14 protein-coding genes are annotated in these 15,873 nt (G+C 52.2%); 1 reads left to right on the plus strand and 13 read right to left on the minus strand.

Annotated elements, in window-relative coordinates:
• Nucleotides 1-24: 24 nt before the first annotated feature.
• Nucleotides 25-789 carry an envelope biogenesis factor ElyC gene (elyC, locus tag FDX09_RS23270; RefSeq protein WP_137347934.1) on the plus strand — a complete coding sequence of 255 codons (765 nt, stop codon included), beginning with the start codon at nt 25-27 and terminating at the stop codon, nt 787-789.
• 92 nt (nt 790-881) lie between these two features.
• Here the strand turns inward: elyC and FDX09_RS23275 are convergent, their stop codons facing one another.
• From FDX09_RS23275 to FDX09_RS23335, 13 genes are all read right to left on the minus strand, one after another.
• Nucleotides 882-1,775, minus strand: a complete 894-nt coding sequence (locus FDX09_RS23275; RefSeq protein WP_038639330.1) for a YcbJ family phosphotransferase — start codon at nt 1,773-1,775, stop codon at nt 882-884.
• A gap of 165 nt (nt 1,776-1,940) precedes the next feature.
• Nucleotides 1,941-2,687, minus strand: coding sequence for a 3-deoxy-manno-octulosonate cytidylyltransferase (gene kdsB, locus FDX09_RS23280; RefSeq protein ID WP_038639327.1), 747 nt, complete (start codon nt 2,685-2,687; stop codon nt 1,941-1,943).
• Complete coding sequence (gene ycaR / locus FDX09_RS23285) at nt 2,684-2,866, minus strand: protein YcaR (RefSeq protein WP_038639323.1); 183 nt, start codon at nt 2,864-2,866, stop codon at nt 2,684-2,686. The genes kdsB and ycaR overlap by 4 nt, the downstream gene beginning before the upstream one ends.
• 51 nt (nt 2,867-2,917) lie before the next feature.
• Entirely contained in the window at nt 2,918-4,150 is a 1,233-nt protein-coding gene (locus FDX09_RS23290) for a winged helix-turn-helix domain-containing protein (protein ID WP_137347935.1), read from the minus strand.
• A 41-nt stretch (nt 4,151-4,191) separates the two neighbouring features.
• The gene (gene lpxK / locus FDX09_RS23295; protein ID WP_137347936.1) at nt 4,192-5,169 is read right to left on the minus strand and encodes a tetraacyldisaccharide 4'-kinase; all 978 of its coding nucleotides are present in this window, start codon (nt 5,167-5,169) and stop codon (nt 4,192-4,194) included.
• On the minus strand, nt 5,166-6,914 hold the full coding sequence (gene msbA, locus FDX09_RS23300) for a lipid A ABC transporter ATP-binding protein/permease MsbA (RefSeq protein WP_038639312.1): 1,749 nt from the start codon (nt 6,912-6,914) through the stop codon (nt 5,166-5,168). Before msbA ends, lpxK begins: the two co-directional genes overlap by 4 nt.
• Before the next feature lie 36 nt (nt 6,915-6,950).
• Entirely contained in the window at nt 6,951-9,215 is a 2,265-nt protein-coding gene (locus tag FDX09_RS23305; protein WP_137347937.1) for a ComEC family protein, read from the minus strand.
• A 205-nt stretch (nt 9,216-9,420) separates the two neighbouring features.
• Nucleotides 9,421-9,705, minus strand: a complete 285-nt coding sequence (gene ihfB / locus FDX09_RS23310) for an integration host factor subunit beta (RefSeq protein WP_003035780.1) — start codon at nt 9,703-9,705, stop codon at nt 9,421-9,423.
• A 159-nt stretch (nt 9,706-9,864) separates the two neighbouring features.
• Nucleotides 9,865-11,538: a 30S ribosomal protein S1 gene (gene rpsA / locus FDX09_RS23315; RefSeq protein ID WP_003035776.1), complete on the minus strand. Its 1,674-nt coding sequence runs from the start codon at nt 11,536-11,538 to the stop codon at nt 9,865-9,867.
• A gap of 113 nt (nt 11,539-11,651) precedes the next feature.
• Nucleotides 11,652-12,335, minus strand: coding sequence for a (d)CMP kinase (gene cmk, locus FDX09_RS23320; RefSeq protein WP_032939922.1), 684 nt, complete (start codon nt 12,333-12,335; stop codon nt 11,652-11,654).
• A gap of 171 nt (nt 12,336-12,506) precedes the next feature.
• Nucleotides 12,507-13,790, minus strand: a complete 1,284-nt coding sequence (aroA, locus tag FDX09_RS23325) for a 3-phosphoshikimate 1-carboxyvinyltransferase (protein ID WP_137347938.1) — start codon at nt 13,788-13,790, stop codon at nt 12,507-12,509.
• Between the two features lie 67 nt (nt 13,791-13,857).
• Nucleotides 13,858-14,946 (minus strand): 3-phosphoserine/phosphohydroxythreonine transaminase, encoded by a 1,089-nt coding sequence (gene serC / locus FDX09_RS23330; RefSeq protein WP_061381866.1) that lies wholly within the window; start codon nt 14,944-14,946, stop codon nt 13,858-13,860.
• Between the two features lie 213 nt (nt 14,947-15,159).
• The gene (locus tag FDX09_RS23335) at nt 15,160-15,852 is read right to left on the minus strand and encodes a DUF421 domain-containing protein (RefSeq protein ID WP_038639302.1); all 693 of its coding nucleotides are present in this window, start codon (nt 15,850-15,852) and stop codon (nt 15,160-15,162) included.
• Nucleotides 15,853-15,873: the final 21 nt, after the last annotated feature.

Consider the following 15,873-nt stretch of genomic DNA (forward strand, 5'->3'; position numbering starts at 1 on the left):
TGGTTAAAAAAGGAACCAAAAAGGATGCTTTTTACGCTGAAGAAAGTGATTGGCGGTATGATGCTGCCGCTTCCGCTGATGCTAACAATGATGGGTATTGGCCTGGCGCTGGTCTGGTTTAGCCGCTTTCAAAAAACAGGGAAAGTGTGTATCAGCCTGAGTTGGCTGGCGCTATTACTCCTGAGTTTACAACCCGTCGCCGACAGTCTGCTCAAGCCCATTGAGGACAGCTATCCCACCTGGGAGGATACGCAAAAAGTGGAATACATTGTGGTGCTGGGCGGGGGATATACCTGGAACCCTCAGTGGGCGCCGAGTTCAAACCTGATTAACAATAGCCTTCCACGCCTGAATGAAGGTATTCGCCTATGGCGCGCGAATCCAGGATCGAAGCTTATCTTTACCGGTGCCGCCGCAAAAACGAATAACGTTAGTACCGCGGAAGCTGGCGCCCGCGTAGCAAAGTCGCTGGGGGTGCCGGCTGGTGACATCATCACGCTGGATCAACCCAAAGATACTGAAGAAGAAGCAGCGGCAGTAAAGCAGGCCATCGGTAACGCGCCGTTTCTGCTGGTGACCTCCGCGTCGCACTTACCGCGTGCCATGATTTTCTTCCAGCAGGCCGGGCTACATCCGCTGCCAGCACCTGCCAATCAGTTAGCGATTGATTCCCCGCTTAATCCATGGGAGCGGGCAATTCCCTCGCCGGTCTGGCTGATGCACAGCGATCGTGCCGGATACGAAACGCTGGGGCGCATCTGGCAGTGGCTGAAGGGAGCGGGACATTGACCGAAATATTGCCTGATGGCGACGCTATCGCGTCTTATCAGGCCTACGGGTCAGCGCAGAATTCCAGGCCGGATACGGTGTGCACGTGTTGATCAGGCGAGCCACGGCAGCAGGGATTTTGTCGCCAGATCAAAGTTGGAACGATTAAAGCGTCCGGTATTGACCAGTTGCGCCACCTCATCCCATAACACATACAACCAGCGCCGCCAGATGAATGACTCCGCCACTGGCGCGCGTTGCAGATATTGCCAAAGCAGGCTTTCCGCCAGCGCATTATCCATTAAGCGGAACAATTCATATTCTCTTGGCGCCCATAGCATCAAGCCCGGTCCCACCATCGCCAGGAGCTGATCGCTACGAGCATCTTTGAGCATGCTGCGTAAACTGAAATTGCCGTGGATCAGCACGCAGTTATCATTAAATCCGGCAAATAAGTCGGGTAAACATTCACGGGTACGGAACAGAATCCGCTTGTCCTGCATCGTCAGCCCAGTATTGTTGAACTGATTCAACGTGCTCCACAATACCTCGACACGCTGGCGATACCAGGACGGCCAGATGTTCTCTTGCGTGTTATCCACCGCTCCCACGCAGCCGCGGCTGTCCTGCCGATGCCATGACAGCAAACCTTCTACGATTTGATCTTTTAAATGTTCCCAGCGCTCGGGCGTTCGGGCAGGCGCTTCCACCGGCACGCCACGTAAACGCTCAAGCAGGAGCACATCAGGACCGGGATGCTCCTCATGCGTTAAGACGCCATAAATGACCGGCATACGTACCGTGCCACTACGCGCCAGCATGGAGGTTTTCCATGCCAGCTGCTGCGCCATCCCCGGCGTGGTGAAACTTCTCGCCATCAGCGGCATCGGATTACCCTGACTGTCGTACAGTGACCACAGGGCGGTATCCACTTTTTCATTCACGCATTCAATACGACTGAGTTTTTCACCCAGCAGATGGCTGAGTTCGGCACGCAACTGTTCCATTTCAGATTGCCCTCATAAAAGCTACTGCTTTCATAATGAGCGTCGCGCAGACAGATGTCACCCGGATGAGATCAATTGATGAAAAGAAAAGCACAGGGAAAACGTAACGATACGACACTCCTCCCAAAAATAGGCGGTATTATGGGTGGAGTGCCATGAGAAAAACTAACGCATTTCAGCGCGAACGCGCTCAAGATCCTCAGCAGTGTCTACGCCTGTACCCGGTACTTCTTTAGCGACGGCCACGTGAATTTTTTCGCCGTACCACAGCACACGCAGTTGCTCCAGCATTTCAATATGCTCAAGCGGGCTGGGCTGCCAGTTAACATAGCGGCGAATAAAACCGGCGCGATAACCGTAAATACCGAGGTGACGCAGGAAGGTATCGCCTACCGTTTCCAGGCTTTTGGCAAAACGGTCGCGATCCCAGGGAATCGTTGCGCGCGAAAAATAGAGCGCATAGCCTTCGCTGTCCAGAACGACTTTAACCGCATTCGGATTAAATGCTTCTTCCGCACTATGAATGGGAGCCGCAAGGGTCGCCATGCCAACCTGGCGTTGCGCCAGATTTTCGGCCACCTGACGAATAATGACCGCTGGGATCATCGGCTCATCACCCTGAACGTTCACAATAACGGTATCATCGCTAAAGCCACATTTCTCGACGACTTCCGCCAGACGCTCGGTACCAGACTGGTGATCGGCCCGGGTCATGCAAACTTCCCCTCCCACCGCTTCTACCGCACGAGCGACATCTTCATGATCGGTGGCAACGATAATGCGCTCAGCGCCAGATTCACGCGCACGCTCCAGCACATGCACGATCATCGGCTTGCCGTTGATATCCAGCAGCGGCTTGCCCGGCAAACGGGTGGACGCATAACGCGCAGGAATAATGACCACAAAACTCATGATTTACTCTCATCCGCAGTCAGAACGCGAGCTTCGGTTTCCAGTAAAACGGGAATGCCATCACGCAGTGGGAAAGCAAGGTTATCCGGTTTACAAATTAGTTCCTGTTTTTCCTGGTTAAACCAGAGTTTGCCATTGCATACCGGGCAGGCAATGATTTCAAGCAGACGATGATCCATAGTTCCTCCAGATGGACCGGATTGTGAATCCGTAAATATTAACATAATCGCTTAACGGGCTGGGGCTATTTCCCAACCATGACGTACGCCAGCAAATATACCTTCAGGGCAGCGCCCCAGCGTCACGCGCGTTGCCTGCTGCCAGCGGGCAAAATCATCAATCGCCTGGAATAACCCTTTTTGCAGAATAACGCCAGGTTTGACCCCATCCTGTAACCATAGCGAAATCACCTCCAGTACACCTGTTTTACGGTGCATTTTGGCATCCATCCGCCCCACTAACTGGCCATGATGCAGTAAAGGCAGGACAAAATAACCGTATTGTCGTTTCTCTGCTGGCGTATAACATTCCAGCCGATAGCTAAAATCGAATAGCTGCTCTGCCCGTTTACGATCCCAGACCACCGGATCAAACGGCGATAAAACCGTGCTATGCGTTGCTGTTAATTTACCCGCCAATGCCTGCTCAAGCAGCGGTTGAAGATCGCTATGCAACCACAGGGTTCCCAGCCCTTCAACGTCGACCGGAATAATTTGTTGCTGTTCCTTGCGCACATCACACCAGTTTTTTAATCCCGGACGCTTCAAACGATAGTAGTCTGCCAACCACTGTTCGCGAAAAATCCCCAGACTACGGGCGCTGTTGTCCAGCATGACAATTTCGGCTTCCTCTTGTGAAAGCCTGTCACGTTCATCATCCCAATGCGGCATGACGCGATGGGTTAAATCATAGACTCGCTGGAAATTACGCCGCTCCACCACCATGACTTTCCCGGCAGTAAACAGTCCTTCAAGGTGTCGCTTATGCGGCTTCCATTCCCACCAACCGTTAGCCCCCTTACGGGGATGTTCAAAATCGGCTGAGCGTACCGGCCCATTATGATGGATATGCTGGAGTAACTTCTCAATCTCATGGGCATGTTCTGCCATCCACGCCGCTTTATATTTCCAGCCCATTTTCTCCGGCGCCAGCATGCGGTGGCGTATCAGCATAAAGTCACTGCGCGGCATAAAGCAGGCCTCGTGCGCCCAGTACTCCATCAGTTCACCCTGCCGTAGCGAGTCATCCAGCCATTGCGGGGAATAATCACCTAAACGACTGAACAGCACCAGGTAAGGACTGCGCGCCACAATATTGATGGTATCGATTTGCAATAAAGACATGCGCGAAATGGTGGCAAGAATATCGGCAGGAGATGCCCGGCGGCGTGTTTTTTTCAGCAGACCTTGAGCGGCAAGGTGAAGATGACGAGCATCCGTCAGAGAAAGGTGCGGCAACGACATTTATGACCTCATAAATGATTCGCTGCCGCAGCTTGAATCCGTTAGCGAGTCAGCGAGATTAAGCTATCCAGCAACACATCAGGCCGTTCGCCTGACAAATGTGCGTCCACAGGTAAATACCACCAGTTATCATCAGCAAATGCGCGGCATTTAACCGCATCTTTTTCCGTCATCACCAGCGTTTGCCCTGCGTCTGAAAACGCACTGACGTCACTGTAGGTCAGAGATTGATGATCTGCCAGCGCAATACATTTTTGTGGTTTGGCTCCGCACGCTTCAAGCGTGGCAAAAAAACGTGGCGGATGACCAATACCCGCCATGGCGACAATATTGGTTAGCTGTGCCACATCACGGCGTTCACCCGTGCGTAAATTAACGGCCAGCCCTGGTTCAAGTCGCATGGGGATCTCCCCCGGCTGTGGACTGCCGCCGTTAACGATTGTCGCATCCACCGATTTAAGCCGACCTGCGCGTTCCCGCATTGGGCCAGCAGGAAGCCACCAGCCATTGCCAAATCGACGCTCGCCGTCAATCACCACGATTTCAACATTTCGCGCCAGACGATAGTGCTGTAGACCATCGTCCGTCACAATAATCTGCACATCATGATGCGCCAAAATAGCTTTTACCGCATCCGCTCTGTTCGGAGAGACCGCTACAGGCACGCCGGTGCGCTGGTAGATGAGCACCGGTTCATCGCCCGCTTCTGCAGTCGTGGTATCCGTTGTCAGCAACAGCGGGTAAGCCGCGGCTTTTCCGCCATAACCACGAGAAACTACGCCTACGCGGATACCACGTTGCTGTAGTCGTTCAACCAGCCAAATCACCACCGGCGTTTTACCGTTCCCGCCTGCGGTAAGGTTTCCCACTACGACAACTGGTACCGGCGCGCGCCATGCGCGCTTGAGCCCAAGTTTGTAGCATAAGCGGATCCCCCCACTCACCAGGCCATACAGCCAGGAGAGTGGAAGTAATAAGCGCCACAGCGGCGATTCACCAGACCAGATACGTGCGATCATTGACCAAATTGCATTTTGTGTAATTGCGCATACACGCCGCGTTGCTCAATCAGCTCGTTATGGGTTCCGCGCTCAACAATCACCCCGTCTTCCACCACGATGATTTCATCCGCCTGCTCAATGGTAGAAAGACGGTGTGCAATGACCAGAGAAGTACGGTTTTTCTGTAGCTCATCCAGTGCCGCCTGAATCGCGCGTTCGGATTCAGTATCGAGAGCCGACGTAGCTTCATCAAGGATCAGGATCGGACTGTCACGCAGTAAGGCACGGGCGATAGCGATACGTTGGCGCTGTCCACCGGAAAGCAGTACGCCGTTTTCGCCAATCACCGTATCCAGACCATTATCCATCTTATTGATGAAATCCATGGCATAGGCCATCTGCGCCGCTTTTTCAATCTGTTCGCGACTGTATAAATCGGTACGCGCGTAGGCGATGTTATTGGCTACCGTATCGTTAAACAGGTGCACATTCTGCGAAACCAAAGCAACCTGATCGCGCAGGGATGCGAGGGTATATTCGCGCAGATCGTGCCCGTCCATCAGAATCTGCCCTTCATCAATATCGTAGAAGCGCGTGATCAGGCTGGCGATGGTGGATTTACCTGAACCCGAACGCCCAACCAGAGCGACGGTTTTACCCGCCGGAATATTCAGGTTGATGTTACGCAGCGCAGGGGCTTCACGTCCTGGATAAGTAAAGGTCACATTGCGGAATTCCAGATCGCCGGTAGCGCGTTCGATAACGCGTTTACCTTCGTCTTTCTCCTGTTCGCTATCCAGAATCGTAAATAAGGTCTGGCATGCCGCCATACCACGCTGGAACTGCGCGTTGACGTTAGTCAGCGATTTCAACGGACGCATCAGCGCGATCATTGACGAGAAAACAACGGTAATGGTCCCTGCCGTCAGGTTTTCCATGACGCTTGGGAAACTGGCTGCATATAACACAAAGGCCAGAGCCAGAGACGCAATCAACTGGATGATAGGATCGGAGATAGAAGAGGCGGAAACCATCTTCATCCCCTGTAAACGCATCTTGTTGCTAACTTTATCAAAGCGTTTGGTTTCGACTTCCTGACCACCAAAAATCAGAACTTCTTTGTGGCCTTTCAGCATCTGCTCCGCACTGGTCGTAACCTGCCCCATGGTGTTTTGCATATTTTTACTGATGCTACGAAAGCGCTTAGAAACCACACGAATCGCCACTGACACAATTGGCGCCAGTACTATCAGGATCAATGACAGCTGCCAACTGTAATAGAACATCATGATGAACAGGCCAATAATTGACGCCCCTTCACGTACCACGGTGATCAGCGCACCGGAAGACGATGACGCAACCTGTTCTGAATCATAGGTAATACGTGACAGCAACGTACCTGTAGACTGTTTATCAAAAAAGGAGACTGGCATGCCCATCATGTGACCAAACAGGCGGCGGCGCATGGTCATAACCACTTTGCCTGACACCCATGAGATACAGTAGCTGGAGACATAGCTGGTTAAGCCACGAACTATCATCAGCCCAATGACCACCAGCGGCATCCACAACAGCACCGAGCGGTCAGTTTTACCAAAACCATCATCCAGTAATGGCTTAAGGAGCGATAACATGAAGGTATCGCTGGCCGCGTTAAGGATTAACGCTATACCCGCCACGATCAGACCCGATTTAAAAGGCGCTATGGTTGGCCATAGTCGGCGAAACGTCTGCCACGTAGAGAGATCTTTATCGTTATGCATTCAAAAAACCAGCATTTGTTAGAATAGCCGCATATTCTACCCGTTATCCTCCGACACGCCAAACCACTGATGATACCAACGGGGTAAAATCTGATCCCGCATGCTGCGTATTTGCCAGGTTTTCGGGTAAAAATCCAGCGTAATCTGCCCCTGATGTGGCGTATCCAGCCATTGATAATCTTGTTGCCGATAGCGCCGCTTCACCTTCCAGGAAGGCAGTCGCCATGCATTATAACGGGATGCCGAGGCTAATGCCGCCTGTCCGCCAACTCGCTGAATCAGCGCCAGTGATGATGATGTATTGCTGCCATGGTGTGGAACCTGCATAACAGTAGCCTGCAGATGCGACCAGTAGTGACTTAGCATTTTTTGTTCAGCGGGAGACTCAATATCCCCGGTCAGAAGAATACTCTGATGTCCGTCATCGACTTTAACCACGCAGGATTGGTTATTCCCTTGCGCTGTATTTCCGCGCACCGGCCAGTGCGCACTGAACGTTAATCCTTGCCATTGCCAGCGTTCCCCGCGAAAACACGGGAGATGACCTTTCCAGCCTAGTGGGCTTCTTATCCATAAGAATGGCCATGCTTGTTGCAGCGAGCGCAACCCTCCCCGATGATCCATATGCTCGTGACTTAAAATAACCCCTTCAGGCTCGAGGTTGTGCCAGCGTAACCAGGGAATGATCAGTTGCTGCGCGCTATCGCCCTCAGGCCATGCCAGACCCGTATCATAAAGAATCGCTTTTCCATTGCGGGCGATCACCATCGCCAGTCCCTGCCCGACGTCCAGCATATGCACTTGCCATGCGTCCGTGCGTGGCGCTCGCCAGAGCGGTTCACTCAGCAAAAATAGCGCCGTGAAACAAAGCATCGGTAGAGTACGCCAGGCATTCAGTCGCCATGCGATGAGCATCAGCCCAGGTGCCAATGCAAGCCATTGCCAGCGGGCATCCATGTTAATCCAGCCTTGAGGCAGAGTATTAAGTCCCCCAAATAACAGCGCCAGAGACCGATCGGCTAAATACCACAGTCCCGACTCCAGCCCTCCCAGACCGGTTAAATGTACGAGCATGCCGGCTAGTATCAGCGGTACGGAAATAAACGTGACCAGCGGTACGGCAAATATATTAGCCACCAATGAAGTCAGGCTTATGCCGTGAAACATCGAAATTTGCACAGGCAAAAGCAGAATCGTGATACCCAGTTGCAGATGAGCGAGCGCCAGCAGTATGCGTCCAATGCGAGAGAGCGACCAGGCAGGTAAAGGTACCCACTGATACCAGAATATCAGCGCCGCGACGGCAAAAGCAGACAACCACAGACTTTGTGACAGAATAGCGAGAGGATCAGCCACCACGATGGCTGCGAGACAACAGACCCAGACCGACCATCCGCTCCACTGCCTGCCGCTTAGCTTCAGCGCCCCCCAGACCATCAGCGCGACAATCGTGCGCAATGCAGGCGGCTGAAGCCCCGTTAACCATGCATAAAATGTCGCGCAGATAATCCCGCCAATCAATGGAACCTGCCAGCAAATCCATCTGGTTGGCATAAAAAATTGTCCACCGCGAATCAGTCCTCCCGCCAAAAGTGCGGCAAACGCAATATGCAGCCCGGAGATAGCCATCAAATGCGCCGTGCCGGTATCACGCATAATGGCTTTTACCTCTTGTGACACGGACAAGCGCTCTCCCATTCCCAGCCCCACTATGACCTGCTGCCAGGGATAGTTGGCGAGTGCCATTTTCAGCGAGGCAAGATATCGCGAACGTAAACTACAGTGTGGCGCAATGACTGAAGCCTGTAAGAACCGTCCCGTCAGCGGCCGATGCTGTGCTAACGCGTGACGTTGACTGTCAAATCCTCCCTCATTTAATTGACCGTGTACGGCGCGAACTTTCAGCGTCATCGCCCATGTCTGGCCCGCGCAAACGTCGCCGGGCAGGTACTGTCCATACAGCACAATTCCTTGCGCAGGAAAGATTCGCCGCCCCTGCAGGTGCGTGATCTGACCATAGCGCGTGGTCATATTGTCGGTTCCGGTTATGCGCACAATTGCCTGCTGGTTTTTAGCAGGAAGCGTATTACCCGCCCAAAGTGCATCTTTCGCCGCCATTATTCCCCAAAGAAAAAACAGCAGGGTCAACCCGGCGAAACGCATATGTTTGTGGGGAAAAAGGCAGAGCAGACATGCCAGACAAAATACAACGCTGATGCTCAGCATCTCAGGTAGCGCGGGTAATAGCATCAGAGGAAGAATGCCGCACAATGCACACGTACTCACCGTTGTTATTTTCATCAATACCTCCCTGTTGCGGGGAGTGTGTAGTAATACTCAACGGTTGTCTGGCGACAATTTACTGTTATACGGCACGCGTTCCGCTGATCTTTGGCGGCGGATGTAACATGCGAATTAATTGGGATGGGGATTCCAGTATGGGCCTGCAGAAATGAAAAAAGCACCCATGCAGGTGCTTTCCTCGGCGTTAAGTCTCGCTAAAAACTTAACCGTAAATATTGGCGCGATCGCGCAGTTCTTTACCTGGTTTAAAGTGCGGAACGTATTTCCCTTCCAGATCCACTTTATCGCCGGTCTTCGGATTACGTCCGGTGCGAGGTGCGCGGTAATGCAAAGAGAAGCTGCCGAAACCGCGGATTTCAATACGCTCGCCCTGCGCAAGAGTCGAGGCCATATGTTCCAGCATCTCTTTTACTGCATCTTCAACCGCTTTCGCGGGAATATGAGGTTGCTGGGTTGCAAGTCTTTCAATCAATTCTGACTTGGTCATGATTCCTCCGGTTCCTTAAAGGCATAATTAGCTGCTGCATTGATTAAGGGCGGCCGTAGCCGCCCTTTGTCATTGATTACAGGACGAATCCTGTAATCTGTCAAGCTACTCGTCACCCTTTGTGCTGTTAACGGCACAAAGGATTTAGAGAACTTGATATTACTCGCCTTTAGCTGCTTTGAAAGCTTCAGCCATTGCGTTGTTAGAGAAGTTTGCATCTTCCTGTTTGTTAACAGTTGCGATTGCATCTTTCTCATCAGCTTCGTCTTTAGCACGAACAGACAGGCTGATTGCACGGTTCTTACGATCAACGCCGGTGAATTTAGCTTCAACGTCGTCGCCTACGCTCAGAACCAGAGTTGCATCTTCAACGCGGTCACGGGAAGCTTCAGAAGCGCGCAGGTAACCTTCAACGCCGTCAGCCAGTTCTACGGTTGCGCCTTTAGCGTCAACTGCAGTGACTTTACCGTTTACGATTGCGCCTTTCTTGTTCAGTGCAACCCAGTTGTTGAACGGATCTTCTGCGAGCTGTTTAACGCCCAGAGAGATACGCTCACGCTCTGCGTCAACCTGCAGAACAACTGCTGCGATTTCGTCGCCTTTTTTGTATTCACGAACTGCTTCTTCGCCTGCAACGTTCCAGGAGATGTCAGACAGGTGAACCAGGCCGTCGATGCCGCCGTCCAGGCCGATGAAGATACCGAAGTCAGTGATAGACTTGATTTTACCTTCAACACGGTCGCCCTTGTTGTGGGTTTCCGCGAACTGCTGCCATGGGTTGTTTTTGCACTGCTTCAGACCCAGGGAGATACGACGACGTTCTTCGTCGATATCCAGAACCATAACTTCCACTACATCGCCAACGTTAACAACTTTGGACGGGTGGATGTTTTTGTTGGTCCAATCCATTTCGGAAACGTGAACCAGGCCTTCAACGCCTTCTTCGATTTCAACGAAGCAGCCGTAGTCGGTCAGGTTGGTCACGCGACCAGTCAGTTTGGTACCTTCCGGATAACGCTTAGCGATAGCTACCCATGGATCTTCGCCCAGCTGTTTCAGGCCCAGAGATACACGAGTACGCTCGCGGTCGAACTTCAGCACTTTAACAGTGATTTCGTCGCCAACGTTTACGATTTCGCTCGGATGCTTAACGCGTTTCCATGCCATGTCGGTGATGTGCAGCAGGCCGTCAACGCCACCCAGATCAACGAATGCACCGTAGTCAGTGAGGTTCTTAACGATACCTTTAACTTCCATGCCTTCCTGCAGGTTTTCCAGCAGCTGATCGCGTTCTGCGCTGTTTTCGGATTCGATAACGGCACGACGGGAAACAACAACGTTGTTACGCTTCTGATCCAGCTTGATGACTTTGAACTCAAGCTCTTTGCCTTCCAGGTGCAGCGTGTCGCGGACCGGACGAACGTCTACCAGGGAACCCGGCAGGAACGCGCGAATACCATTCAGCTCAACAGTGAAGCCACCCTTGACTTTGCCATTGATAACACCAGTAACGGTTGCAGCTTCTTCGTAAGCTTTTTCCAGCGTGATCCAAGCTTCGTGACGTTTAGCTTTCTCACGGGACAGCAGGGTTTCACCGAAGCCGTCTTCTACTGCATCCAGAGCAACGTCAACTTCGTCACCAACCTGGATTTCCAGCTCGCCCTGGGCGTTTTTGAACTGCTCTGCCGGAATGGCGGACTCAGATTTCAGACCAGCGTCAACCAGTACTACGTCTTTGTCGATAGCAACAACAACACCACGAACGATGGAACCCGGACGGGTTTCGATTTCTTTTAAGGATTCTTCAAACAGTTGAGCAAAAGATTCAGTCATGTTTAATCTTCAGGTTTCATATTTAACGTCCACCTGGCTCCATGCCGGATGGGGTTGTTTAACATACCCGCTGTCAGTCCATTGCAACGGGGGTACTGCAAATTCGGTCGCACTTAAGCGAGTGCCAGTTTTTGGCGCGCATATTGTAACGCTTTTTCAATCACTTGCTCAATGCTTAATCGGGTTGAATCCAAAACTAAAGCATCAGCAGCGGGAACCAGCGGCGCTACAGCACGGTTACGATCGCGGTAATCGCGTTCCTCGATCTCGGCCAAAAGGCGTTCAAAGTTAACACTAAAGCCCTTCTCCTGCAACTGTAGCATACGTCTATGCGCACGTTCGTGCGAGGAGGCGTCCAGAAAAATTTTCACCGGCGCATCCGGGAACACGACGGTTCCCATATCGCGTCCGTCGGCAATCAGGCCAGGCGCTTCGCGAAACGCGCGTTGACGACGTAAAAGCGCTTCGCGCACGCGGGGAAAAGCAGCCACCTGGGATGCGGCATTTGCCACTTCCTGAGTGCGGATTTCGCCACTAACATCTTCACCTTCCAGAATGACTTCCAGGTTGCCGTCCGTTGAGATAAAACGCACATCCAGGTGTGAGGCAAGCGGTACCAGAGCATCTTCAGAGGTGACATCGACATGGTGATGTAACGCTGCGAGCGCCAGTACGCGATAGATCGCGCCTGAATCTAACAGATGCCACTGCAATGCTTCCGCCATTGCCTTGCACAAGGTGCCTTTACCTGCACCGCTTGGGCCATCAATGGTAATAACCGGGGCAATTGCCGTCATCTTTTTCTCCTTAAACGGGCATACGTTAACGTGAACGCCGCGCATTATACGCGCCAACGACAACGATCGTTATCTTTGTGTGAAAAATGCAGAATCATTGAAGCTGAGTGTAGAAGAAATAGACAATCGGAGATGGCAGAATGTGCCGCACCGGGTAGTGCGGCAATAAAATCAGGCAGGTGTACTAATACGCACCAACTGTTCGAAATAATCCGGGAAAGTTTTGGCGGTACATTTGGGGTCAAGAATGGTTACAGGGGTATCAGACAGCGCCACCAGCGAGAAACACATCGCCATACGGTGATCGTTATAGGTTGCGATATCCGCAAACTTCAGCGTCGCTGGTGGTGTGATGCGGATGAAGTCATGCCCCTCTTCAACTTCCGCGCCCACTTTGCGTAATTCCGTCGCCATCGCAAACAGACGGTCGGTCTCTTTGACGCGCCAGTTGTAGATGTTGCGTAGGGTGGTGGTGCCTTTAGCAAACAGCGCGGCCGTGGCAATAGTCATCGCCGCGTCGGGAATATGGTTCATATCCATATCCACTGCGTTCAGTTCGCCGTGAGTACAGGCAATAAAATCATCACCCCAGGTAATGGTCGCGCCCATTTTCTCCAGTACATCAGCAAAGCGAATATCGCCCTGCATACTGTTGCGGCCAATCCCGGTGACTTTAACCGTGCCGCCTTTAATGGCGCCCGCCGCGAGGAAGTATGAAGCAGAAGAAGCATCGCCCTCAACCAGATAGGCGCCCGGAGACTGATACTGCTGCTGCCCCTGCACGACAAAGCGCTGGTAGTTCTGATTCTCAATTTCAACACCAAACGTCTTCATCAGATTCAAGGTGATATCAATATAAGGTTTAGATACCAGCTCGCCTTTAATGGCGATCGTTGTATCCTGCGGCGCCAGCGGTGCAGTCATCAGTAGCGCAGTGAGGAACTGGCTGGATACGCTGCCGTCTACCTCAACTTGCCCGCCGGAGAAGCCCCCGTGCAAACGAAGCGGCGGATAGTTTTCCTGTTCCAGGTACTCAATGTTGGCTCCCCCCTGGCGCAGCGCATCAACCAGATGGCCAATCGGGCGCTCCTTCATGCGCGGTTCGCCTGTCAACACGATGTCATTGCTGCCAAGGCACAGCGCAGCGGCCAGCGGACGCATTGCGGTTCCGGCATTGCCAAGAAACAGTTCCACTGCCCTTTCGGCATGTAATGCGCCGCCGTTGCCGATAATCTCGCAGCGGGTGCGATCGGCGGAAAGGGTATAGCTAATCCCTAACGCATTGAGTGCATTGAGCATATGACGGACATCGTCGCTGTTCAGCAGGTTGGTCAGGACAGTGGTGCCATTTGCTAATGCGGCCAGCAGCAAAGCGCGGTTAGAAACACTTTTGGATCCAGGCAGATTGATGGTGCCATCCACCCGCGCAATGGGTTGTAACGTCAGGGATTCCATGAAACTCAACTCTCAAAACAGATATAAAAACCCCACAGGCGGACTGTGGGGATGAAAGTACAGCAGATTAACCGCGGCGGCGTTCGAAATCGACCATGAAATCGGTCAGTGCTTTTACGCCTTCGAGCGGCATCGCATTATAGATAGACGCACGCATACCGCCGACCACACGGTGCCCTTTCAGCGCATGCAGACCCGCAGCGAAAGACTCCTCCAGGAAGAGTTTATCCAGGGCGCTGTCAGCCAGTTGGAACGGGACGTTCATACGTGAACGGTTCGACTTCGCGACATCGTTACGATAGAAGTCGCTGTTGTCGATCACGCCATACAACAGCTCTGCTTTTTGCTGGTTAATTTTATTCATCGCATTAACACCGCCCTGCTCTTTGAGCCACTTAAAGACCAGGCCAGACAGATACCAGGCAAAGGTTGGCGGCGTGTTGAACATGGAGTCGTTGTCATTTAGCACGGTATAGTCAAGGATTGACGGGCATGAAACATGCGCTTTACCCAGCAGATCTTCGCGTACAATGACAATCGTCAGTCCCGCAGGACCAATGTTTTTCTGCGCCCCGGCATAGATTACGCCATAGCGGCTAACATCAAGCGGCGCGGAGAGGATGGTAGAAGAGAGATCCGCCGTAACCACCACATTGCTGGCAAAGTTCGGCGTTTCATCAATCGCAATGCCATCGATGGTTTCATTCGGGCAATAGTGCAGGTACGCGGCGTTGTCAGAAAGCTGCCATTCGCTCATTGGCTTAACAGCGCGCAGACCGTCAACGGTGACTTTGGCATCGATAACGTTTGGCGTGCAGTACTTTTTCGCTTCTTTAATCGCACTGGCAGCCCAGTAACCGGCATCGACGTAATCCGCTGTCGTTTTATCACCGAGAATATTTAACGGGATACCGGCGAATTGCCCACGGCCACCGCCATGACAGAACAACACTTTATAGTTAGAGGGGATGCTGAGGAGATCGCGAAAATCCTGCTCTGCTTCCTCTGCCACCTGGATAAACTCTTTGCCCCGGTGGCTAATTTCCATGACCGACGTGCCAAGACCGTTCCAGTCGCGAAGATCCTGTTGAGCCAGTTTAAGTACTTCCGCCGGTAGCATTGCCGGACCTGAACTAAAATTGAAGACCTGAGCCATTTCCCCTCACCACGTTGTGTTGTTATCCAATCAACATCCTGTCATTGACGATAATCCTGTGACAGACATTGGGTATAAGTTATTCCTGTGGATATCGGTTTTATCATTCAGTGACACGCGCCGCAATGGGTAAAACTGAGCGGGGTAAAAATGAGTCATAGGTCACACAACAGAATCTATCGGATTGACGGGTAAAAACCGAGATTTTCGCTGTCAGGTGACCCGTTTTGCCCGACTGGCCTTCGACCATTCTGGATTTGCGCAGCGCGGACATAATTGATGATCCCCCGCGCTCATTTGCACCACTTCACTACACCGTACACATGCATAGTCGCCTGTTTCAGGCACCACCTTAAATCGCTGTGTACAGTGTTTAGGCAGAATGCTGAGTCCCGGTTTTACGTCTTCATCGGCAAAGAAGTAAACGCTGATCTGCCCATTCGTCTCCAGAATAGCGAGTTTCACCTGCCCCAGTTGCTCTACGCCGTTCAAACGCAGCTCCATAAAGAATTCGAATTCCGTCATATTGGCGCGATTAAGCTTTGACCATGACAATTCACCGTCTTCAATGATGACCACTGGCTTACCTTCCAGTAGATCTTCCAGCTTTTCGCTGTGTGACATCAGCCACATGACAAGACGATAAAGCAGCGCCAGGGTAATAAAAACCACCAGCACCGGAATCATCGGCACATCGTCATAAAACGCCACATCGCCCGCCGCTGAGCCCAGCGTAAGAATAATCAGCACTTCAAAAAGCGACATCTGCCGTACGCCACGCCGCCCTGTAAGCTTTAAAAACAGAAAAACCAATATAAAGGTATAGAGACTGCGCAGCGCAACCTCGCCAAGAAACTCCATTGGCACCTTATCCAGTGCCATACGCTGTAAATCGAATGCTTTCATTTTGTGCTCTTAACATTGTTG

Source organism: Citrobacter sp. wls717 (assembly GCF_005280955.1).
GTDB classification, from domain to species: domain Bacteria; phylum Pseudomonadota; class Gammaproteobacteria; order Enterobacterales; family Enterobacteriaceae; genus Citrobacter; species Citrobacter werkmanii.